Genomic DNA, 19,082 nt, shown 5'->3' with positions numbered 1-19,082 from the left:
ACTCATCCCACCATGCCCCACCCACTCGACCGCAATCCTGAAAATGTCTCCGGCTCCTTCTACGTCGACAACACCTGTATCGACTGCGACCAATGCCGGGACCACGCCCCGCAATTCTTCACCCGCTGGGATGAAGGTGGCTACAGCATCGTTCACACGCAGCCGGTAACGGAGGAAGAAATCGCGCAGGCCATCGAAGCCATGGAAGGGTGTCCGTCCGAATCCATCGGCAGGGAGTGAGGCGGCGTGGAATGTAGAAGGCTTCTTCAGAAGCCTTCTACAAATATTGCTGCACGATGTGTCCTGACGGTACGAACGGATTCGTCATGCGTATGAGAGCAGCAGTCCATCCGTCATCCATCATGCCTACCTCGTCCACCTCCGCTACTGAGTCCCAGCCCAAGTTCATGTTCCTCTTTCGCCAGCCGCATGGTGATGGGCCGCCTCCCTCGCCCGTGGAACTGGAGCGGATCATGGTACACTTCCGGGAATGGATGGAATCCATGTATGCGAGGGGGCACGTTCTTGGCACCAATGGCCTGGAGACAACCGGCAAGGTGCTGCGGGGTTCCCATGGCGCGATGATGACCGATGGCCCGCTCATCGAGTCGAAGGAAATCATCGGTGGATATGTGATGATCACTGCCAGGGACCTGGAGGAAGCCGTGGAACTGGCGCGCGCCTGCCCGGGCCTGGACCACCGCATGGCAGTGGAGGTGAGGCCGATCGCTGGGTGTGGGGTGAAGGACGGTTGGGAAGAGAAACTCAAGAATTGAGCGACGCATGGCGTGCGGTTCAGTCTGGGCTGGATTTCCGAAGCGTTGGTAACTGGTGTTTGAGCGGGGAACGTGAGAGTCCGTGCTCGCGAGTTTGCGTGCTTTACGGCCACGAAGTTGAGTGACAATATCCTGCCACGTATGAGAGCCGCTTTCGTGACATGCCTGCTATTCCTCCTCCTTGTCACGTCATCACGGGCAGAGGATCCGCTGGCGGCGTTTCAGACCCTCTGGAAGGACTCGCTGGCAAAGACCCTCGCAAAGCATCCCCACTTCGAGCTGCTGAACCATCAGGTGACGGAGCCTGGCAGAGTGGGTGCGCGCAGCATGACCTCCGCGGCGGGACTGAAGCTTGTTAGCAGTGCCTTGAGTGAAAGTGAACGACGCGCGCTCATCGTCTACGGTACCTTCAAGGACCTGGAGCCTGACCGACCTGTGTGGGCGATCACCAACCCGGGTGACATCGGCAATGGCTTCGAGGCGTATGTGGATCAGAAGAGTGGGAAACTGATATTTCTCTGGATCATCCCGGAAGGGTGATGTGTGAAAGCGTGTGCCATTGCAGAAGTTTGCGCACCCAACGCTTGAAGAGATTGCGTGCTGATTTTAACACTACGCTCCGCATCATCATGAACTGCGTGCATGCTCTTACAGTCTTCCTGTTTGCGGTCTCAATCTCGCCTGTCATGTGCCAGACCGCCGAAGAACGAAAAGAAAAGATTCAGCAGCGTGAAGCGACCACTCCTTCCAAGGAGGCGGCGGAGCGCAAGACGCGTTCCTTGGATAGGCTGAAGAAGGAAGGCGTGCCCATCCTGGATAGCCTCCCGGTCATCGAGGATTCCCAAGAGGCAAAGACGCGTACCAAAGAGGAGATCGCGCAGCGCGCCATCGCGGTCTGCCTGACAGCGGTGAAGGGAGAAGGAGTAGAGCAGAAAGTCATCGACTCGCTGGTGACGAAATTCGGTGCGGAGAAATTCTTCACACCAGAAGAAGCGGCCTTCATCAAGGATCCATCACCGGCGCGGGAGGATAGCATCAAGTTCTCCTGGCGCTATGAATGCCTGTGGGTGCTGCTCTGGTCCCTGGGCTACGTGGATAATCTCGAACGTCCCGAGGGCATCTGCGATGTTCCCAAAGCGGTGAGTTTCCTCAAGGATCGCGACACAGCGCAGTTCATCAAGGACGCCAAGCTTCGCCCACTGAATGAGCTCTTGGATGAAGCGGACCTGATCTATCGTTATCACTGGGCGGTGACGAGCGCCCGGCTGAAGAACCAGGAGGCACCCGCCAAGCTCGAAGGCGGTGTGGTGCAGGAACGGCACTACGTGCTGAACTGGCTCATCGGATATATGGACCAGGCGTGGGATGATATCTCGACGGACACGTAGTGGAAGACGGACGAGCGTGCTGCTTCGAAGATTATGCCCCAGCATCACTTCCGCCCCGGCTTTCGCTGCTCAGTCATGGACGCTGTTGTGCTCGTCCTCGGTGCTGTGGTTGCGTGGTTGATGGGATCCGTGATCTGGTGGGCTGGAGCCGCAGTGGTTTGCGTCGTGGGACACTTCTTCTTATTCTGCAATGTGTTCCGCATCGCGCGTAACTCCGAATTCATTTGGGCCGGGACATTTGTGGTGCTGTCAGCATGCACCCTGCTGACAGACTGGCCCGGATGGCCTGCGGTCTTCATCGGCTGTGTCTGTTTGAGCACCTTCTTCATCTGGCGTGAGACGAAACAGAAGAGCTATCACGGTATCTTCTGGCAGCGGTGGAATCCGGGATTGCGGGAGTGGTGGGAAGACAATAGGCACCACAGCATAGCGTCGCCGACCGAAGAAGGATTGTGACCATGCCCCTCTCATGAATACTCGATTGGAGCGCGTGCATACCATGACGGACCGCGCGAAAAAGAGGTGCTGTTTTCACCAGCGGAGGGTTGATTCAACATTTTGACTACAGGGGTTTCTACATCTGGCAGCCTGATGAATAATGAACCGCCTCACGATTCGGACAGCGCTCTTCGTACCCCGTGGTGTTGGATATTGCTGCCGGTGGTGGCATACCTCGTCGCCGTGCCGATTTTGGGTTACGGCGCTATCTTTGTTCCCATGGTCGTACTCAACGCTCCATTGGGCATCATCGGATGCTTCACCAAGGTCACGATGAACTCGTATGAGGAGTGGTGGCCCTTCGGATTGGTCGCCCACGGGGCCTTCTGGATTTTGCTGTTTACGGGTCTCTCGGGTTGCAAGTCACTGCCAGCAAGAAAGCTCCGCCGGATCTGGTGGATACTCGTGGTCGCATTGTTGATGTCGATTTCTGGTTGTGCCATGCATCTTGGGCCCGGGCTCAGGAATATGAATAACTGGCATTGATGCTTGTTGGATTTCCTGGGACGAAACGAGCACGGCACCACGACCATGAGATTCTATTTCGCGTACGGGTCCAACATGTGGGACGAGCAAATGAAGAAGCGGTGTCCCCAACACCGCAAAGTGGGACATGCGGTGCTGCCTGGATACCGGTGGATCATCACGACGCGGGGCTATGCCAGTGTGTTCCCTTCACCGGGTGATGAGGTCGAAGGCGTGTTGTTCGAAGTCTCGCCGACAGACGAAGATGCGTTGGATGGATTTGAAGGAGTCAGCTCCGGATCCTACCTGAAAGTGGAGATGACGGTACGATGTGAGAATCAAGATAAGACTGCGCTCGTCTATGTTGATCCCATCACTAAAGAAGGTACACCCAAGCAGGAGTACATCATGCGCATCAATGCAGGATTGAAGGATGCGCGATTGTCGGATGCGTACGTCCGGCGTCAGGTGCGGAAGTTTGTTCCGGCGTGAGCGTACCCGTGGAGCAGGAGTCATGACGCAAACAAAAAAGCACCGGCTCTCGCCGGTGCCTTTTTGCAGGAAGTGCTGATTCGCCTTTCCGCGACTAGATATGAATCGGATGCCCCTCGGCCACTTCGGTGGCTTCCTTCAGCATCTCGGCCAGGGTCGGATGCGCGTGGATGGTGGCTTCGATTTCGTCTGCAGTAGCTTCCAGGGTCACGGCCAGGCTCATCTCGGCGATGAGCTCGGTCGCTTCGGCGCCGATGATGTGGGCGCCGATGATTTCGCCGTGGGGCTCTCCGTAAATGATCTTCACAAAACCTTCCGTCTCGGCGATGGCGAGTGCCTTGCCGCTGACCTGGTAGGGGAACTTGCCGACCTTGTACTTCAGGCCCTTGGCTTTCGCCTGGGCTTCGGTAAGGCCGATGCTGGCGACCTGCGGCTGGCAGTAGGTGCAACCCGGGAAGGTGGTGACCTTCTTCGGCTTGTGACCGGGCTTGAACATGCCTTCCACCGCATGCACGGCTTCGTAGCTGGCCACGTGGGCGAGCCAGGGCGGCCCGATGATGTCGCCGGCGCCGTAGATGCCCTTCACATTGGTCTCGTAGTTGGCGTCGGTGTCGAGCCAGCCGCCTTTTTCGGACTTCTTGAGCTCCACGCCTTCCGGCAGCAGGGGCACCACGCCGATGGCCACGAGGCACATGGGGGCTTCCAGCGTTTCATTGGCGGCGCCTTCGACCGTGAGGCTCACCTTGTCGCCGTGATCCTTGGAGGCGGTGACCTTGGTGTTCGTCAGGATGCGGATGCCGGCCTTCTTCAGGCTCTTTTCCAGGGCCGCGCTCACCTCTTCATCTTCCACAGGGAGGATGCGGGGCATCATTTCGACCACGGTCACCTTCGTGCCGTAGGCATTGAAGAAGTAGGCAAACTCGATGCCGATGGCGCCAGCGCCCACGATGAGGATTTCCTTGGGCTGCTCGGCCAGGGTGAGCGCCTCGCGACTGCCGATGACCGTCTTGCCATTGAAGGGCAGGCCGGGCATGGGGCGGGACTTGGCGCCGGTGGCCACCAGGATCTTCTGGGTGTCGTAGGAGGTCTTCTTGCCGTCCTTGTCCGTCACTTCCACCTTGCCAGCGGCAGGGATGGCGGCGGTGCCGCGGATGTAGTCCACCTTGTTCTTCTTGAAGAGGAACTCGATGCCGCCACAGAGCTTGTCGGACACCTTGCGGCTGCGGCCGACGATCTTGCTCCAGTCATAGGAGATGCCGTCAATCTTCAAGCCGAACTCGTCCGCGCGATGCGTGAGGGTGTGGTACAGCTCGGCGTTCTTCAGGAGCGCCTTGGTGGGAATGCAGCCCCAGTTCAGGCAGGTACCGCCGGCGCGGTCATTTTCCACGCAGGCCACTTTTTTGCCAAGCTGGGCGGCGCGGATGGCGCCGACGTATCCCGCGGGGCCGCCGCCGATGACGATGAGGTCGTAGGTCATGATGAGTAGTCAGTAGAAGGGAAAGTGTCCTGTGTGAGTGGGGATCTGGACGTAGCGCACGGAGCAGGGGAGTGCAAGGCGCGGCGTCGTCCCGTTGGGGGGCCAAACGGCCGATCTGGCACAGTTGCTCTGAAATGGGTACGATCTGGAGGAGCGATGGGGATAGGAGCCCCCGGCGGAGGGCTGGCCCCAGTGGATTTGGGGACTGAAAAGGGGCGGCGCAGTCGGCGTCTCACCCGAGACAAAGGCGTCAGGAGCAGTCATTTAGAGAGCCGCTCTCGAAAACAAATGAAGACCTTCTTGGTGGCGTTTGTTGCAAAATCCGGCCTTTTCTCTACCCGATGTCCATCAACCCCAATCGCCCTTCCATCGACGCTGCCGCATCGCGCTCACGCAAGCGCATGAAACAGCGTGTGGTGATGGCCGTCTTGGCGGTCTTGTTGCTGGCGGGAGGTGTCTTCTGGTTTGGCGTGCGTGTGCCGAAGCCCAGGCTCTTCAAATCTACTGTCTACCCTCCCAAGACGGCTGATGAAAAGGCCATGTGGGAGTGGTGGAACTACATGCAGAAAGTAGATCGGAGCTTCGAGTGGAAGACCCCCATTGAGTTTTACGGGAAAGTCGTGGACCAGAATCATGCGCCGGTCGATGGAGCACGGGTGGACCTTTCCTGGTCGCCTCTCGGAGGTCGGCCAAACGAAAGCAAGCTGACCACGGGTGCTGATGGAAGCTTCCTGTTCTCTGGAGTGCAGGGGAAGGGCCTTACCGTCACGGTCTACAAAGAGGACCACGTCGGCCAACCGAAGTCGCGGGCCAGTTTTGAGTACGCAGCCTTCTTTGAACCTCACTTCCATTTGCCCGACCCGGCCGACCCAGTGGTCTTCCAACTGTGGAAGCTGATCGCTCCGGAGCCGATGTACCTTTGGGCCCTGGCCAGCGATCTGACGGTGGACGGGAAGCCACACCCCTTCAATGTCAAGATGGGCCAGGCAGGGGGAGGCGATTTGATTTTCACAGTCACGCGCACCAATCAAACCAAACCGGGCACCTTTGACTACACGCTGACCGTCCAGGCCGGTAGCGGCGGAGGCATTGCAGAAACGAAGGACGACCCCATGTTCACCGCGCCAGATGACGGCTACGTGCCATCGATCACGATTGCACAAAAGTCCGGTCCACCGGATTACCTTGGCGTGCAAAAGCTCCGGTTTTACCTAAGGACCCCGGACAACAAATATGCCGCAATCACGGCGCAAGTAGCGCAGCACAATGGCCCGAGCGCCCAGGTGCAGATGGAAATCTACTTCAATCCCTCCGGCAGCCGGAACCTGGAATACGACTACAAGAAGCGGATCAACGAGCGGACGGCTTCTATCAGATGAATCGAACGGCGTATGTTGCTCAATGTCGGCATGTTCACGGTGCCGCTCACGCTGCGGAGGCCTCGCCTGTGAGTTCTCCTCGACTGCTACTACAGACACACAATCCTGGATCAACAGATATGGGTATGCGGTCTCTTCTTTTTGCTTTCGCGATCTTTATGCAGATCACGGGCGCCAGTCTGTACGCACAAGGTGTGACGCCCCCATCCACGGCGAATCCGGGCACTGGGGAACCCATTGGCCGCCTAGCAGAGGCTGTGGCGACACCCGAGGAGCTGGCGGATCCACCACTGGGCAAGATCCGGAAACTCGACCTGGATAGTGTGGACCGGGCCCGCAAGGGGCTTGCCGAGGTGCTTGCGTCCGTTCCGGTGGGGCCGGATGGGCAGAGCTCGCCCTGGTTCGCGAGACTGAAGGCCATCAAAACCCAGCTGGACCGGGCAGCAGCCTCACAAGAGCAAACGGACCTTTTCGCCTCGGTGCCATTGCTGGCTGAGATCTTTCGACCGCAAGATGTACCGGCCTTCGTAAATGGAGCCTTCGGTCACCTCGCAAACTTGAGTGTATGCTTCCGTGAGACGGCCGCTTTTCATGTAAAACAGCGTGACGCCAACGTTGCGGACACGACTCTCGCCGCCCTGGTGTTCCGCGTCGGTCACGGCTATACCTCCGAGCCGGATTGGGAGGATCGGCCTCCGCCCATCGATGCCGCAGGGGTGATGATTCTCGATGCGCCTGCCGTCGTAGCCCAGTTGAGAGCGGGGCCTTGGGAGGAAGCTCACATGTTCCTTGGCGGCGTCGATGATGCAAAGAGCTGCTTTGCCCGCTATGCCCCCGGTGGTGATGGTCTTGTGGTCCTGAAAACGAAATACACCCAGAACAGGGCGATGATAGACGCGCAGTTCGTGGAACTGAAGAACTGGGTCGCGCAACAGGAAGCGGCCGCTTTGGCTTACCGCAAGTTGGCAAAAGCCACCGCGTTGCCCGAGGCCTCAGTAGATGGGGCTGGCAAGACTCTCCCAAAAGAGTTCAGCGCTTACCTCAAGGATGAGAACAGCGGGCACGACCGCATTATCGATGGGCTATCGCCCGACAGCGCCTCGCTCGACGCCCAATGGAGGACGGTCCTGGGACAGGGCTCTGTCTGCGAGACTCTGTGGCATGTTGCGGGAATTGCCAAAAATGCGGAACCAAGCGAACTCGATTTCATCACTTACACGTCGGTCAGGATGCTTGTGCGTGAATATCCGAGCGTGATCGATCAAGCGCAGTCCGTGGTCGCTGCCCCCTGGAAGACACTGAGCGAAAGCCCCAATCCCATTTTCCGGTTGCTTGCCATCAGTGAGATGGATCGCGTCATCAAAAATCGAACTGCTGCGGTGGCATTGCTCGGTGCTCGCGTGGGTGAATCGGATCCCGTGATTCTGAAAGCCCTGATCGAGAAGTTGCTCCAGACCGGTGGGCCGGAAGCAAAGGCTGCGCTCGGCGAGATCGTGAAGAACGCCCACACTCGTGGCGACGATGAAATTGAGAGTTTGGCGAAGGAAGCAATTCGGAAATCTCCATGATTGTTCTGCGCCACCATCTACCGAGCTGGGCCACGCGTCGGCTCATCGCATTTTTATGCCTGGCGTTTGCATGGGTTGGCTACGCTGCGGAACCGGCTGTAGTGGACCTCAATAAGCCTGACACGCTCCTCGCCTTGTTTGAAAGCGGTGCCCATCCCAGGCGGGCCTTTCGCAATGGGGGCGATGGATTTCTGGTCATACGGCCAGCGCAATCTTTGGGGTTCCGAGTGGAGTCACTTTTCATTCCCCCGACAAAGGCGCCCTGGCGTTTCATGGTGGGCAGAAACGATCAGCTGTTGTCCATTCAGGGCTCTGTCGAGGAAGCGTGGACCAAGGCCGAGGCATTTGAGAAGACCAAAGGATTGGAGTCAGCCATGGGCGGAGACCTCGAAGCGCTCAAGAAGTGGATCGATTTTTATCCCAGTCCATCGCCGTCAGGTGATCTCTGGGGTCGTAAGTGGCGAAGTGCTGATGGCACTCGAAGTGTGAGTTACTACTTCCGGCACACCATGCAGGGTGGCCGGCCGTTGACGATTTCCGTGGTCGTTGAACTGCACTGGCCGGGCCGGGAGATCGGGTTTCGTGAAACCCCTGTGGAGCCACCTGCGGGTTACGAGCACGTGGACATGAGCTTCGACGAGACATACGGCGGCACGGCCAAAATGCCGCATGCCAAGAATGCCAGAGCTACCGATACTGCAGCCGTCATGGCATCCCATGACTGGTCGAAATTTCCAACGTTGTGGATCGTTCTCGGCAATTTGTTCTTCTCGGCGGCGGCCGCGACTCACTTATGGTCCGGGAGGAGAAAATGGTAGCATCAGGACCTATGGCTTTCACCTTTCGATGTCCATGCGCAGGAGCGATCAACCTTAGACAGCGGCTCATTCATTCACCATGAAACTTACGCGTCACATTTTTGTGTTCAGTATCCTTCTTTCCAGCGCGATGTTGGCGGCGGAGAATGAAGACCATCTGACCTATGGTATCCCTGCTGGATCCACGAAAACCGGACCTCATACCACGCGCGATCCGGAAAAGCAGGAGTGTTTATACTTTGCTCCCGGTCCTGAAAAGACCCGCGAGAATCTTGTCGCCATCGAGCTGATGGACCACGAAGTGGTCGTCAAACGAGAGTTGCTCAAGGACGGCAAGAAGCACGGCATCCAGCGCGAATGGCATCCCAATGGCAGGCCAAAGCTGGAAGCTCCCTACCGGGAGGGGAGCATGGAAGGAACGTTCAAGGAGTGGAATGAAAACGGCGATTTGGTCGGCCAGTACTCGATGTCAAAGGGAACCGGGGTGGTCAAAGTTTATGATTCCACTGGCCGGTTGCTTCGCGAGGATCATTATAAGAACAACGAAAGAGACGGGCTGCGCATGGAACGGTTGACGGAGATAATCAGCCTTACGTGGTCAAAGGGTGGGCACCTCCTTGGCAAAGGATGTGATTTCTACGAGAACGGAGAGCTGGCCACAATTGGGTTTTTTTCGAACAATGGGCAACCGAATGGGCCGGTGGTCACATTCTCGCGAGATGGTACGCGGACCAGAGCGTCATGGCATCTAAGCGGTCAGGAGGTCTCTGAGGCCCAATACGCAGCGGTGGCTTTGAAAGACCCGAGTCTGCCGCGGTACTATCCGGACCTCAGCGAGTACAAATATAGGGTGGGAGAAGACATGCGGGAGTGGTTGGAAAAATACCGCACGATGCCACCGGTAAAAATCCCGCTGCAGTTTAATCAGGAGGGCGAGCCAGCCCTTGCTCGATAACTATGAATTCTTCCAAACGATTGGCTCTCGTAGCTGCAACCATCGCCCTGTTCCTTTCAAGAGCGGGAGCACAGGTTCTCCCGGGACCGGTTCAAGCGTATTTGGATGGGGCTCCAGCGCGGCTGGCCGCGGAGCCTGAGATTCAGGAGGGAAAGAAGGCGGACTTCTACTTCAATTACCACCAGCTCTTTGCAAAACCCGCCATCGACTACCGGAATGGGGGAAAGGCGTGGCTGGTCGGTCTCGGCATCGGCGAGCTCAAAGGGAAATCGATGACGGAGCTCGGGCGCATCGTGCTCCTTTCAGAGAGCGGGGAAGAGATTTTCAAGCATCCCGATGCGTTCCGCGGGGAAAGGGTCTTGGATGGCTGCTTCACTGGGGCCATCGTGGTGGAGATGGCGCCCAGCTTGTACGTGATCGCCATGTCGTCTCCCGCAGGACGCGGAACACCCGGCTCGGTAAGCGTGCGCACGCTTGATAAGGATAAACCACGCGAGCTGTTCACCTGTGGAGACACCAACTTCCCCGGCGAGCCCGGAATCGAAAGCACTCTCTACTTCCACGACATCAATGGCGACGGTCGCAAAGAACTCCTGGTCGAGCAACAGTTGCTCCACTACAGCCAGGGTCGAAAGGAGATTAAGCGGCGCGTGTTTCGTCTGGAGAGTACCAATCAGTCCTTCGTTGAGGTGACATCCCAATATGAAAGCCAACTCGCGGGCCTCTTCGCGGCAGCGAAAGGCACCCTGGCAACACCGAGAACCTCACAACAAAGTCGCCCCTACGAATCCACGGTATTCGGGAAGGTGACGCAATGACCAACTGCTTGCTACCACTCTCCGTGAAAGGCTTTAACTCCCATCCATGAAGTTGTACCGTCTCTCCACGGCCACCTATCGACGTGGCGGCTTTGCAGCAGCAAGCGATTGGGGTCCGGTTTCGGACTTGTGGTTTCTCGCCCCCGCGTTTCTGGAACGAGCTCGTGCCTCCTGGCAGATAAGTCCGCGCTCACCTGGCCTCTACATAGAATCAAACGCAAAGTCATGGCCTGATTTCCTGGCCAACTATGGGGGCCCGCCCCACATGTTGGTCAGTGAACGCGTCGTCGCATCACTTCGCTCCATCGGCGCACCCATTGGCAGGATTACAGAGATGCCCATGGCCGAGATCAACGCCAAGGCTCTCAAGAACCAACCTCCTCCGAAGTACTTTGTTATCGAGACCATCCCCGGCATTGAAGTCGATTTGGCGGCTACGGGCTTCAAGCTGGATGCCCATGGCAAGGCGATCTTGAATCCCCTTCCCAGGCCGTGGCCCTCGACCTATCGCTATCGGCCTGAGTCATGGAATGGCACCGACCTCTTTGACGTTCACACCATCAGCTCGGCAGATGTCCCTCACACAGGCCTGTACTGCACGGAGCGCGTGAAAGAACTCGCCGCGAAGGAAGGCTGGACCAATACGGACTTTACCCGGTTGGTGATGCCGGGGAACTGGCCGGGCAGAGGTATATAACGAAATCTTCCCCAAGCTGTGCACCGATTGCTCACATGAACTGTGACTACTCATTCTTTGAAGAAACGCTGACCAAGGTCCGCAGGCTGCGCACAAAGTTCTGCTTTCCCTTCCATATCCTGCGTGGCGCGGTCGAAGCTAGTTCTCCTGAGCAGTTGTCCGTCAGTCCCCAAGTCATCTGGAAGTCCGATACAGACGAAGATGAGGCGATCATTGAAACCAGCAACTACGCGGCTCGCGGAGGGACCAGTCTGGATCGACTGCGAGCCTTTCTAGGGAACGAACTTCCGAACGATTTTGCGAAGTTTTACCGGCACTACGCTCAAGCCCTGGTGGTAACGAGATCCTTTCCAATCCATCTCTGGGATGAGTCAAAAATCGTTGAGGAAGCCGAAGGGTGGCGGTTACGCAAACAGCGACCCATTCGCTTCTTTCGATTTGGCAGCTATTTTGATCATCCTGCGCAGCATTTTGGTCTATGGCAGGAGAAACTCGGCAGCGGTGTATGGCGAGTTGTGGTGACAGACGTCGAAACCAATGACGACGAATATGACTCAGACACGATGGACCCCATTTATATCCTTGGCCCTTCATTCCATGAATGGCTCAGGAAGTTGGTGGAAAGCGATGGTGTTAATGATCACTTCTGGTGCGAGAATGGGGACACCTATCTGGACCCAGCATAGCCCTCGCACAGAGAGCTGTCCTGGCAATGTCCGCTGCCCCATTCCTCACGGTTCCTCCACCGGCGGACCCGCAAGGTATCGCACACGTTTTTCCCCCAGTGGCAGGTAGATGTTCACCGTGGTGCCTTCCTTCTCGCGGCTCTCGAGTTCGATCTCACCGCCGTGCTCGCGGATGATGCGGCGGATGATGAGCAGGCCCAGGCCGGTGCCGGTCTTCCGGGTGGTGAAGAAGGGCTGGAAGAGGTTGCTCATGTTGGAGGTGGAGATGCCCTTGCCGGAGTCGGCGAAACTGAGGCGCATCTCGTAGTCGTTGAAGATGCTGGAGATGGTGAGCGTGCCCCCATTCGGCATGGCCTGGGCGGCGTTGCGGATGAGGTTGTAAAAGGCCTGCTTCATCTGGCCGGCGTCCAGTGGGGTGGCGGGCAGGCTGGTGGCGAGGTCGAGCTTCACCTTCACCTTGCCCTGCTCCAGCTCGGGCGTGAGGAATTTCACGGCCTCCTGGATGAGGTCATTCACCTGGGCGCGCTGGAGCTGCGGCTGGGTGGGCCGGATGGCGGCAAGGAACTGGCCGATGATGAAGTCCAGCCGCTTGATCTCGCCCTGCGCCACGGAGAGCATTTCCAGGAGCTGCGGCGCCTCCTTGCCTTTGATCTTCCGCAGCTTCCTCTCCATGAGCTGGAGGTGGATGGTGAGGGAGTTCAGCGGATTCCCCAGCTCATGCGCCACGCCGGCGGCCAGCAGGGTGAGAGCGGTGATGCGTTCGCTCTCGATCTTCTCTTCCGTGAGCTTGCGGAACTGGGTGATGTCGCGAATGAGCATCACGAAGCCGAGGTCCTCGTGCTCATCGATCGCAGTGACGTAGAAATTCAGGTAGCGGTTCTCCGGGTAGAAGACCTCCAGATCCCGGCTCACGGAGCCCCCGGTGTGCGCCAGCGCCTCCCAGTCGAAGCCGCGCAGGCCCTCCGCCAGTTTCCGGCCCACGATCAATTCCCGTTCGAAGCCGAAGAAGCCGCAGGCGGCGCGGTTCACATAGGTCACCGTGCCCTCGCCATCGAGCAGGATCACGCCCTCCTGCAGTGCCTCGAAGACTTTTTCAAAGAAGCCCTTCTCCTGCACCAGCCGGATCAGGTAGCGCTGCACCTCCGCCGGCTCGAGCCGGTCCATGCGCTTGACGATCTTGTCGAAGAAGCCGGATTTCATGTGGAGAAGAGCAGGGAATCAGGGGAGCCAGGGAACGTTGGGCAAATGGAAACGCAAAGCAACGAAGCAGCAAAGGGGTGGATGGTCTATCGCTGATCGTTGATCGCCTGATCTAAGGCGTGGGAGTGGGGAGAGGTGGGTGGAATCTTTCATTGCACAAATCGCGCGTCCAGTGTGAATGGTGCGGCATGGAGGACATCGTCGTGGTCTTTTGCACCTTCCCGGATTCGGATGTGGCGAAGCGCATCGCGCAGGAACTGGTGAAGAGCCGCCTCGCCGCCTGTGTGAATGTGCTGCCGGGCGTGGAGTCGATCTACCAGTGGAAAGGCGAGCTGGAGTCCGCCAGTGAAGTATTGGGCCTCATCAAGACCACCACAGCCATGTATCCCACGCTGGAGACGCGTCTCAAAGAACTGCACCCGTATGAGGTGCCGGAGATTGTGGCCGTTCCCGCGAGCAACGTGCATCCCGCGTATGCGCAGTGGGTGCGGGAGATGACGAGTGCTGAGTGAGTGAGAGAGGTTACCCCTCCCTCCAAGACAGCTCGGTGGCGGGTGAATCGGTAAAGGTGACGATATAGCGTTTTTCCCTTACCGCGGCCAAGGCGTTGATGACCGCCATCATTCGCGCATGGGTGGTCTGCGGCGACACACGGATAATCAGGGGAGCTGCGTTCTTGTCCTTCACTCTGCGGTGGAGGACGGCCAGAGACAGGGAGAAGAGCGTCAAGTCCTTAGGATTTCCAATCACATTCCCTCCCAGGAGGACGGTCCCGTCTGCAGCGATGGTGATAATGTCGCTCTTCGCAGAGGCCAACGCGTCAGCCAGTTCCTCCTGGGTGATGCGCTTCATCGGCAGGAACACTTCCACTGTCGGAGACTCCAAGATGAAACGCACCAAGAACAGGCACGCCAGAAGGCTGCCAAAGGTGCTCCCCAACATCACATACCGCATGAGGCCATCCAGCGGAGGGGGATCCTCGATGCGCCGAAGCGCATGACGCCGTGCGAGCTTCATGGCGTGATCCATGCGTGGTCCTGACTACTTGTCGAGAAAGTAGAATCCGTACGGGAGGTTACAGATCCAGCTTAGAGTGGCTGGGTTTACCTGCATTATCGCCGCCCCTTCCACACAGGCTCGTCCTGGGACTGCCCTTCAAAGAGCAGGACGTAGTCACGCGTGTCGGCACGATCGAGGGCATTGAGCACTTGGACGACGCGTACATACTTGACTTGTGAGGGGACGAAAATGACGAGCGGTGTCTCGGCAGAGGACTCTTTCTTGCGGATCCAGATGGCAGACGTGAGCTGCTGCAGCTTCGCATCGACCGGTGTTCCCACGGTCCTTCCGTCGAGCATCACACTGTAGTCTTCCTGCAGTTGAATGACGCCTCTTGCGGGAGAGGCGAGCGCGGATGTCGTCTCCGCCTCACTGGTTCGGACGAATGGAAACTTGGGCTTGCTGATGAGCAGGTCCTCCTCATCCAGCCAAACCGATGAAAAGCCGACAAGGCTGGCGAGGAGACAGGCGAAGCAGCTTCCGAGCATGCTGTAGTGCAGCAGCGAGTCGATGGCCAAGGGTGCCTGCCAGGGCCTTTTGACACCGCGATCAAGAGCAAGTGCGCCGTGCATGGAGAAACTTTATCGGAATACCGAAAACTTGTCGAGCCATCGATTTTTTCAATCCCCTGCACGCACCCCTCTGCCCGGATTTCCCTTTCTGAAAAGGAAACCTGTGCCTAGGTGCGGGCCGCAGCATGTCTGAAGCCCCCGCCCCCACCTCTGACACCACGGCCACTCCAGAGCTGGACAATGCCGTCCACCTGCCGGCCGAGAACCGGCGGTCCTTCTGGGCCATGATCGCGGTGCAGGCGCTGAATGCCTTCAATGACAATTTCGTAAAAATCCTGCTGGTGGCCTTCGCTGGTGTGGTGGCGAAAGGAACGGACCTTGGCGGCTCCATGCAGGTATATCTCGGCGCCATCTTCTCCGTGCCGTATGTGCTCTTTGCGCCGGTGACGGGCTGGCTGAGTGACCGGTTTTCCAAGACGAAGGTCATGTTCTGGATGCAGGTGGTGCAGGTGGCCATCTTCATCCTGTTCCTCGTGGTGCATGGCCTGCATGACACGCAGTGGACCCTGTGGCTCAGCCTGGGTTGTTTCTTCCTGCTGGCCACTCAGGCCGCCTTCTTCAGCCCGGCGAAGTATGGCATTGTGAAGGAACTCGTGGGCTCCCGCCGCATGGGCTCGGCGAGCGGCACGCTGCAAATGACGAACTTCGTGGGCATCCTCGCCGGGATGGGGCTCGCGGGATTCTGGTTCGCTGCGAAGATCCAGCCGGCGACCGATTTGATGAAGTTCGCGGACCAGATGCAGCCGCTGGCCAATACGCATCCGTCCACCGCGGCTCTCTGGCATTCCTTCCATGCTGCCGCGGTGCAGCAGCTCCATGACGTCTCCTGGCATGCCGTGACGGTGCTCCTGTGGATCGTCACCGGCGTTGCAGGCCTGCAGATCGTGGGCTCGCTTTTGATCAAAAAGACGCCTTCACATGAGGCGCTCAAGTTTCACAAGGGCATCTGGACGGAGCACGTGGCGCACCTCAAGCTGCTCTTCGCCCAGCGGTCCATCAAGCTTGCCGCACTCGGGGTCACGTACTTCTGGTTCATGTCGAATGCGGTCGGCAGCATCCTGGTGACCCTGGCCAATGAACTCCACCCGTCAGATGCCGCTGCAGTGTCGCGTGAGCTCTCGATGATGCCCGCCTCACTCGGCATCGGCATCATGCTGGGAAGTGTGCTGGCGGGGTATGTGTGCCGGAGAAAGATAGAGCTGGGCCTGGTGCCGCTCTCGGGTTATTTCCTGGCGGCCTCGCTGCTCTGGAGTGGTCTCCAGCCGGTGCATCCCTTCATCTACATGGCGCTGGTCGGTGTGGGCATGGCGGGTGGCGCCTTCATGACCCCGCTCTATGCGTTTGTGCAGGATCGCTGCAAGCCGGAGGAACGTGGCCGCATCCTTTCCGCCATGAACCTCATGGACTGCATCGGCGGCATCGTGGCGAATATCGTTCTCGTGAAGGGCATGTTGCTCTTCAAGGTGCCGGCTTGGGCGCAGCTTCTCGTCATGGCGCCTCTCACCCTCGGCGCCGCGGTCTTCATCACGCGCCTGCTGCCGCGCAATCTGTTGATCATCGTGGTGAATGGGATCGTGCGCACCTTCTACCGCCTCCGCACGCATCATGAGGAACGCATGCCGAAGGAAGGGCCGCTGCTCGTGCTGCCGAATCACGTGAGCTATGCCGATGCCATCATGCTTGGCCTGAGTTCGGAGCGCATGGTGAGCTTCGTGATGCTGGACTCGCTGTACAAGATCAAGTGGATGCAGTGGTTCCTGAAGCTCTTCGGCACCGTGCCCATCTCCCCGACGAAGGCGAAGGAAGCGATCCGCACCGTGGCGGAGGCGCTGAAGGAAGAGAAGGCCGTGGCGCTCTTCCCGGAGGGACAGCTGTCCCGCACCGGTTTCCTCAACGAAGTGCACAAAGGTTATCAACTCATGGCCCGGATGGCGGGCGACAATGTGCGCGTGCTGCCGGTGTATCAGGATGGATTGTGGGGCAGCATCTTCAGCTTTGAAGGCGGACGCTTCTTCAAGAAGGTACCCAGGGCGCTGCCGTATCGTGTGAACGTGTGGTTCGGTGAGCCCATGGATGCCAAGGTCGCGACCGTGGAGAAAGTGCGTGAGGCGCTGATGGCCCTGAGCGCGGAGGCCTTCTTTGGCCGCCATCGTGTGCAGGATGTGCCCACGCTCACCCTGCCCGGGGGCAACACCGTTCCTACAGAAGAAGCCAGGCAGGCATGGGCAAATGCCTCGCGCATTTTCGATACCAGCCTGCTGCATGAGGGCGATTTGTTGCTCGTGCTTCTCAAGGAAGGGCATCCTCTGGCAGCTACCTTCCTGGCGGCCATTCCCAAGCTCCGCCGGCTGGCGTTCACCAAGGAGGTGACGGAAGCGGAGAAGCAGAAATCCGCCGGACGCCGTGTGGTGGCCGTGGGTGACCCGGCGTTGCTGGCTTCGGTGAAGGCGGGCGTGTGGGATTTTGCCCTGGAGGTGATCGAGGTCGGCGCGGCCAGGGAGCGCGGGCTTCCCAATCCGCCACAAAACACCGGCTCTCCTGCCCCTGATCTGGCTGTTCCCGCCCCGGCGCTCTATGATGCGACCACCGGCGCGCTACTTACTTTGAGCGTTCCGAATCCGAAAATGCCGCCCGGGGAAGAGGACCTTCAACGTGGGCTGCTGCCTGGGACGTTTGGCCATGTGCTTCCGGCCCTGGCGGTGCGGCAAGATGCAGACACGTTGATATTCAACAAACTAGCGACCGGGAGTTCTGCCGAGGTGCGCCTTCCTGGGCTCTTGATGGACGCTGAAGGCTTCATTATTGTGGCCACTCCCGCCCCCGCGTCGGGGACCGCGGGGCGAACTTCATGACGGACTTTTTCAAAAAATTCTTGCCCCCGCTCAAGTCCTGTGCAAATCTCCCCGCCCCTCGCGCCAGTGCGTGTGGGAACACCCCAAAGATTTTCACAGGCTTATGGCATACGCAGTCATCAAAACAGGCGGCAAGCAGTACCGCGTCTCCGTGGGCGACAAGCTCGACGTCGAATTGCTTGATGGCGCTGCAGGCGACACTATCACGTTCGGCGAAGTGCTGGCAGCAGGCGAGGGCTCAGGCCTCCGTTTCGGCGCTCCCTTCCTTTCCGGCGCGAGCGTTGCAGCCAAGGTCGTCTCCCAGTTCAAGGGTGAGAAGGTCACCGCCTTCAAGTTCCGTCGCCGTAAGGGCTACCACCGGAAGAAGGGTCATCGTCAGAACCTGACGAAGGTCGAAATCACCAGCATCAACGCCTAACTCACTTACCCCCAGGAGGATACCCAGATGGCCCACAAGAAAGGTCAAGGCAGTGTTAAGAACGGACGCGACAGCCGCAGCAAGCGTCTTGGCATCAAGAAGTTCGGCAACGAAGTCGTGATCGCCGGCAACATCATCGCCCGTCAGCGTGGCACCAAGTGGCACCCCGGCAAGAACGTCGGCATTGGCAAGGACCACACCATCTTCGCCCTCGTCGATGGTCGCGTGCGCTTCGATCAGGAAGGCCGCCGCATCAATGTGGACGAAGCTGAAGTCGTCGTGAGCGCCTAAGCCCAGCCCCAAAAGCTTTTTGAAAATCCCCGCCGCACCACGTGCCGCGGGGATTTTTATTTTGTCCGTTGTGTCCGGCTGCGTTTCAGCTTTCATCCACATCACTTTCCCTCTCATGCGCCGCTTTCGCCTCGCCCCCCTGTTCCTCCTGGCCCTCTCCCTGCTGCTCTCCGCCTGCGCCACCGATCCGATGATCGAGCAGAAGATAGCCGCCCGCCGCGCCCAGATCGCGAGCGAACCGCAGGGGGACTGGTTCATCGGCCGCCGCTTCTGCATTCCGAGAACCCAGTTTTGGGGTTACCTGCGCCGCCCTGGCCAGTCCTGGGATGACGCTCGTCTCGTGATGATGAATGAGACCGTGCGCAATGCCCCCGACCGCCTCCAGGAAATCCCGACGGATGGGGGGAATGCCCACGGCTTCGACCACAACCACGAGTACAAGATCTGGGGTGGCTTCACCGGCCGCACCATCTACGACCCGAACAGCGACCTCTTCCTGCCCGAGTTCAAGATCACCAACTGGGAACTCATCAGCAGCTCCCCCGGCTGGCTCTTCAAGCCGAACGAGCGCTTCAATGGCACGCAGCTCCTGCGGTTTGAGAAGCAGGATTATCCGTGAGGAGTGATTTGACTCCGAACACGTTGGTACGTCGGATCCTCATGGACCAGAGTG

23 protein-coding genes are annotated in these 19,082 nt (G+C 58.7%); 18 read left to right on the top strand and 5 right to left on the bottom strand.

Going from position 1 to position 19,082, the window contains the following annotated elements:
• Positions 1 to 12 precede the first annotated feature (12 nt).
• The 5 genes from G5S37_RS30165 to G5S37_RS30145 all read left to right on the top strand — a co-directional run bounded on the left by G5S37_RS30165 (position 13) and on the right by G5S37_RS30145 (position 2,620).
• Entirely contained in the window at positions 13 to 240 is a 228-nt protein-coding gene (locus G5S37_RS30165; RefSeq protein ID WP_165210124.1) for a ferredoxin, read from the top strand.
• 122 nt (positions 241 to 362) lie between these two features.
• Positions 363 to 776, top strand: a complete 414-nt coding sequence (locus tag G5S37_RS30160; RefSeq protein WP_165210121.1) for a YciI family protein — start codon at positions 363 to 365, stop codon at positions 774 to 776.
• A gap of 141 nt (positions 777 to 917) precedes the next feature.
• Complete coding sequence (locus tag G5S37_RS30155; RefSeq protein ID WP_165210118.1) at positions 918 to 1,316, top strand: hypothetical protein; 399 nt, start codon at positions 918 to 920, stop codon at positions 1,314 to 1,316.
• Between the two features lie 89 nt (positions 1,317 to 1,405).
• Positions 1,406 to 2,164 (top strand): DUF4272 domain-containing protein, encoded by a 759-nt coding sequence (locus G5S37_RS30150; protein WP_206026218.1) that lies wholly within the window; start codon positions 1,406 to 1,408, stop codon positions 2,162 to 2,164.
• Positions 2,165 to 2,239: 75 nt separating this feature from the next.
• Positions 2,240 to 2,620, top strand: coding sequence for a hypothetical protein (locus G5S37_RS30145; RefSeq protein WP_206026217.1), 381 nt, complete (start codon positions 2,240 to 2,242; stop codon positions 2,618 to 2,620).
• Between the two features lie 239 nt (positions 2,621 to 2,859).
• On the opposite strand, the gene G5S37_RS30140 is transcribed toward G5S37_RS30145, so the two are convergent.
• Entirely contained in the window at positions 2,860 to 3,105 is a 246-nt protein-coding gene (locus G5S37_RS30140) for a hypothetical protein (RefSeq protein ID WP_165210112.1), read from the bottom strand.
• 88 nt (positions 3,106 to 3,193) lie between these two features.
• Between G5S37_RS30140 and G5S37_RS30135 the strand changes: the two genes are divergently transcribed.
• A complete protein-coding gene (locus tag G5S37_RS30135) occupies positions 3,194 to 3,619 on the top strand; it encodes a gamma-glutamylcyclotransferase family protein (protein WP_165210109.1) in 426 nt (141 codons plus the stop codon).
• A gap of 94 nt (positions 3,620 to 3,713) precedes the next feature.
• Here G5S37_RS30135 and lpdA read toward each other — a convergent pair whose 3' ends face one another.
• Positions 3,714 to 5,096 carry a dihydrolipoyl dehydrogenase gene (gene lpdA, locus G5S37_RS30130; RefSeq protein WP_165210106.1) on the bottom strand — a complete coding sequence of 461 codons (1,383 nt, stop codon included), beginning with the start codon at positions 5,094 to 5,096 and terminating at the stop codon, positions 3,714 to 3,716.
• A gap of 341 nt (positions 5,097 to 5,437) precedes the next feature.
• Here lpdA and G5S37_RS30125 point away from each other — a divergent pair, with 341 nt between their 5' ends.
• From G5S37_RS30125 to G5S37_RS30095, 7 genes are all read left to right on the top strand, one after another.
• The gene (locus G5S37_RS30125; RefSeq protein ID WP_165210103.1) at positions 5,438 to 6,475 is read left to right on the top strand and encodes a carboxypeptidase-like regulatory domain-containing protein; all 1,038 of its coding nucleotides are present in this window, start codon (positions 5,438 to 5,440) and stop codon (positions 6,473 to 6,475) included.
• A gap of 68 nt (positions 6,476 to 6,543) precedes the next feature.
• A complete protein-coding gene (locus G5S37_RS30120; RefSeq protein WP_165210100.1) occupies positions 6,544 to 8,043 on the top strand; it encodes a hypothetical protein in 1,500 nt (499 codons plus the stop codon).
• Positions 8,040 to 8,861, top strand: a complete 822-nt coding sequence (locus G5S37_RS30115; RefSeq protein WP_165210097.1) for a hypothetical protein — start codon at positions 8,040 to 8,042, stop codon at positions 8,859 to 8,861. Before G5S37_RS30120 ends, G5S37_RS30115 begins: the two co-directional genes overlap by 4 nt.
• 79 nt (positions 8,862 to 8,940) lie before the next feature.
• Positions 8,941 to 9,816 carry a toxin-antitoxin system YwqK family antitoxin gene (locus tag G5S37_RS30110; protein ID WP_165210094.1) on the top strand — a complete coding sequence of 292 codons (876 nt, stop codon included), beginning with the start codon at positions 8,941 to 8,943 and terminating at the stop codon, positions 9,814 to 9,816.
• A gap of 2 nt (positions 9,817 to 9,818) precedes the next feature.
• Positions 9,819 to 10,634 carry a hypothetical protein gene (locus tag G5S37_RS30105; RefSeq protein ID WP_165210091.1) on the top strand — a complete coding sequence of 272 codons (816 nt, stop codon included), beginning with the start codon at positions 9,819 to 9,821 and terminating at the stop codon, positions 10,632 to 10,634.
• A gap of 265 nt (positions 10,635 to 10,899) precedes the next feature.
• The gene (locus G5S37_RS30100; protein WP_165210088.1) at positions 10,900 to 11,331 is read left to right on the top strand and encodes a hypothetical protein; all 432 of its coding nucleotides are present in this window, start codon (positions 10,900 to 10,902) and stop codon (positions 11,329 to 11,331) included.
• Positions 11,332 to 11,366: 35 nt separating this feature from the next.
• Positions 11,367 to 12,017, top strand: coding sequence for a hypothetical protein (locus tag G5S37_RS30095; RefSeq protein ID WP_165210085.1), 651 nt, complete (start codon positions 11,367 to 11,369; stop codon positions 12,015 to 12,017).
• A 45-nt stretch (positions 12,018 to 12,062) separates the two neighbouring features.
• Here G5S37_RS30095 and G5S37_RS30090 read toward each other — a convergent pair whose 3' ends face one another.
• Positions 12,063 to 13,217: an ATP-binding protein gene (locus G5S37_RS30090; RefSeq protein ID WP_165210082.1), complete on the bottom strand. Its 1,155-nt coding sequence runs from the start codon at positions 13,215 to 13,217 to the stop codon at positions 12,063 to 12,065.
• Between the two features lie 188 nt (positions 13,218 to 13,405).
• Here G5S37_RS30090 and cutA point away from each other — a divergent pair, with 188 nt between their 5' ends.
• Positions 13,406 to 13,729 (top strand): divalent-cation tolerance protein CutA, encoded by a 324-nt coding sequence (gene cutA, locus G5S37_RS30085; RefSeq protein WP_165210079.1) that lies wholly within the window; start codon positions 13,406 to 13,408, stop codon positions 13,727 to 13,729.
• Between the two features lie 10 nt (positions 13,730 to 13,739).
• On the opposite strand, the gene G5S37_RS30080 is transcribed toward cutA, so the two are convergent.
• Positions 13,740 to 14,234, bottom strand: coding sequence for a hypothetical protein (locus tag G5S37_RS30080; RefSeq protein ID WP_165210076.1), 495 nt, complete (start codon positions 14,232 to 14,234; stop codon positions 13,740 to 13,742).
• A gap of 95 nt (positions 14,235 to 14,329) precedes the next feature.
• Positions 14,330 to 14,848, bottom strand: a complete 519-nt coding sequence (locus G5S37_RS30075; RefSeq protein WP_206026216.1) for a hypothetical protein — start codon at positions 14,846 to 14,848, stop codon at positions 14,330 to 14,332.
• A gap of 125 nt (positions 14,849 to 14,973) precedes the next feature.
• Here G5S37_RS30075 and G5S37_RS30070 point away from each other — a divergent pair, with 125 nt between their 5' ends.
• The 4 genes from G5S37_RS30070 to G5S37_RS30055 all read left to right on the top strand — a co-directional run bounded on the left by G5S37_RS30070 (position 14,974) and on the right by G5S37_RS30055 (position 19,028).
• Positions 14,974 to 17,700: an MFS transporter gene (locus G5S37_RS30070; protein WP_165210070.1), complete on the top strand. Its 2,727-nt coding sequence runs from the start codon at positions 14,974 to 14,976 to the stop codon at positions 17,698 to 17,700.
• 103 nt (positions 17,701 to 17,803) lie between these two features.
• Positions 17,804 to 18,118 (top strand): 50S ribosomal protein L21, encoded by a 315-nt coding sequence (rplU, locus tag G5S37_RS30065; RefSeq protein WP_165210067.1) that lies wholly within the window; start codon positions 17,804 to 17,806, stop codon positions 18,116 to 18,118.
• Between the two features lie 27 nt (positions 18,119 to 18,145).
• Positions 18,146 to 18,409 (top strand): 50S ribosomal protein L27, encoded by a 264-nt coding sequence (rpmA, locus tag G5S37_RS30060; protein ID WP_165210064.1) that lies wholly within the window; start codon positions 18,146 to 18,148, stop codon positions 18,407 to 18,409.
• A gap of 115 nt (positions 18,410 to 18,524) precedes the next feature.
• Positions 18,525 to 19,028: a hypothetical protein gene (locus tag G5S37_RS30055; RefSeq protein WP_165210061.1), complete on the top strand. Its 504-nt coding sequence runs from the start codon at positions 18,525 to 18,527 to the stop codon at positions 19,026 to 19,028.
• Positions 19,029 to 19,082: the final 54 nt, after the last annotated feature.

Origin of the sequence: Roseimicrobium sp. ORNL1 (assembly GCF_011044495.1) — a bacterium.
Lineage (GTDB): Bacteria > Verrucomicrobiota > Verrucomicrobiia > Verrucomicrobiales > Verrucomicrobiaceae > Roseimicrobium.
This window is presented reverse-complemented; position numbering and strand designations above follow the sequence as displayed.

Excerpts from the sequence above, each read along its gene's own strand:
- G5S37_RS30115 (WP_165210097.1), top strand. The coding sequence starts at position 8,040 with ATGATTGTTCTGCGCCACCATCTACCGAGCTGGGCCACGCGTCGGCTC.
- G5S37_RS30155 (WP_165210118.1), top strand. The coding sequence starts at position 918 with ATGAGAGCCGCTTTCGTGACATGCCTGCTATTCCTCCTCCTTGTCACG.
- G5S37_RS30095 (WP_165210085.1), top strand. The coding sequence starts at position 11,367 with ATGAACTGTGACTACTCATTCTTTGAAGAAACGCTGACCAAGGTCCGC.
- cutA (WP_165210079.1), top strand. The coding sequence starts at position 13,406 with ATGGAGGACATCGTCGTGGTCTTTTGCACCTTCCCGGATTCGGATGTG.
- G5S37_RS30135 (WP_165210109.1), top strand. The coding sequence starts at position 3,194 with ATGAGATTCTATTTCGCGTACGGGTCCAACATGTGGGACGAGCAAATG.
- G5S37_RS30140 (WP_165210112.1), bottom strand. The coding sequence starts at position 3,105 with ATGGCACAACCAGAAATCGACATCAACAATGCGACCACGAGTATCCAC.
- G5S37_RS30090 (WP_165210082.1), bottom strand. The coding sequence starts at position 13,217 with ATGAAATCCGGCTTCTTCGACAAGATCGTCAAGCGCATGGACCGGCTC.
- G5S37_RS30165 (WP_165210124.1), top strand. The coding sequence starts at position 13 with ATGCCCCACCCACTCGACCGCAATCCTGAAAATGTCTCCGGCTCCTTC.
- G5S37_RS30160 (WP_165210121.1), top strand. The coding sequence starts at position 363 with ATGCCTACCTCGTCCACCTCCGCTACTGAGTCCCAGCCCAAGTTCATG.
- G5S37_RS30150 (WP_206026218.1), top strand. The coding sequence starts at position 1,406 with ATGAACTGCGTGCATGCTCTTACAGTCTTCCTGTTTGCGGTCTCAATC.
- G5S37_RS30080 (WP_165210076.1), bottom strand. The coding sequence starts at position 14,234 with ATGAAGCTCGCACGGCGTCATGCGCTTCGGCGCATCGAGGATCCCCCT.
- G5S37_RS30110 (WP_165210094.1), top strand. The coding sequence starts at position 8,941 with ATGAAACTTACGCGTCACATTTTTGTGTTCAGTATCCTTCTTTCCAGC.
- rpmA (WP_165210064.1), top strand. The coding sequence starts at position 18,146 with ATGGCCCACAAGAAAGGTCAAGGCAGTGTTAAGAACGGACGCGACAGC.
- lpdA (WP_165210106.1), bottom strand. The coding sequence starts at position 5,096 with ATGACCTACGACCTCATCGTCATCGGCGGCGGCCCCGCGGGATACGTC.
- rplU (WP_165210067.1), top strand. The coding sequence starts at position 17,804 with ATGGCATACGCAGTCATCAAAACAGGCGGCAAGCAGTACCGCGTCTCC.
- G5S37_RS30055 (WP_165210061.1), top strand. The coding sequence starts at position 18,525 with ATGCGCCGCTTTCGCCTCGCCCCCCTGTTCCTCCTGGCCCTCTCCCTG.
- G5S37_RS30125 (WP_165210103.1), top strand. The coding sequence starts at position 5,438 with ATGTCCATCAACCCCAATCGCCCTTCCATCGACGCTGCCGCATCGCGC.
- G5S37_RS30075 (WP_206026216.1), bottom strand. The coding sequence starts at position 14,848 with ATGCACGGCGCACTTGCTCTTGATCGCGGTGTCAAAAGGCCCTGGCAG.
- G5S37_RS30105 (WP_165210091.1), top strand. The coding sequence starts at position 9,819 with ATGAATTCTTCCAAACGATTGGCTCTCGTAGCTGCAACCATCGCCCTG.
- G5S37_RS30070 (WP_165210070.1), top strand. The coding sequence starts at position 14,974 with ATGTCTGAAGCCCCCGCCCCCACCTCTGACACCACGGCCACTCCAGAG.
- G5S37_RS30100 (WP_165210088.1), top strand. The coding sequence starts at position 10,900 with ATGTTGGTCAGTGAACGCGTCGTCGCATCACTTCGCTCCATCGGCGCA.
- G5S37_RS30145 (WP_206026217.1), top strand. The coding sequence starts at position 2,240 with ATGGACGCTGTTGTGCTCGTCCTCGGTGCTGTGGTTGCGTGGTTGATG.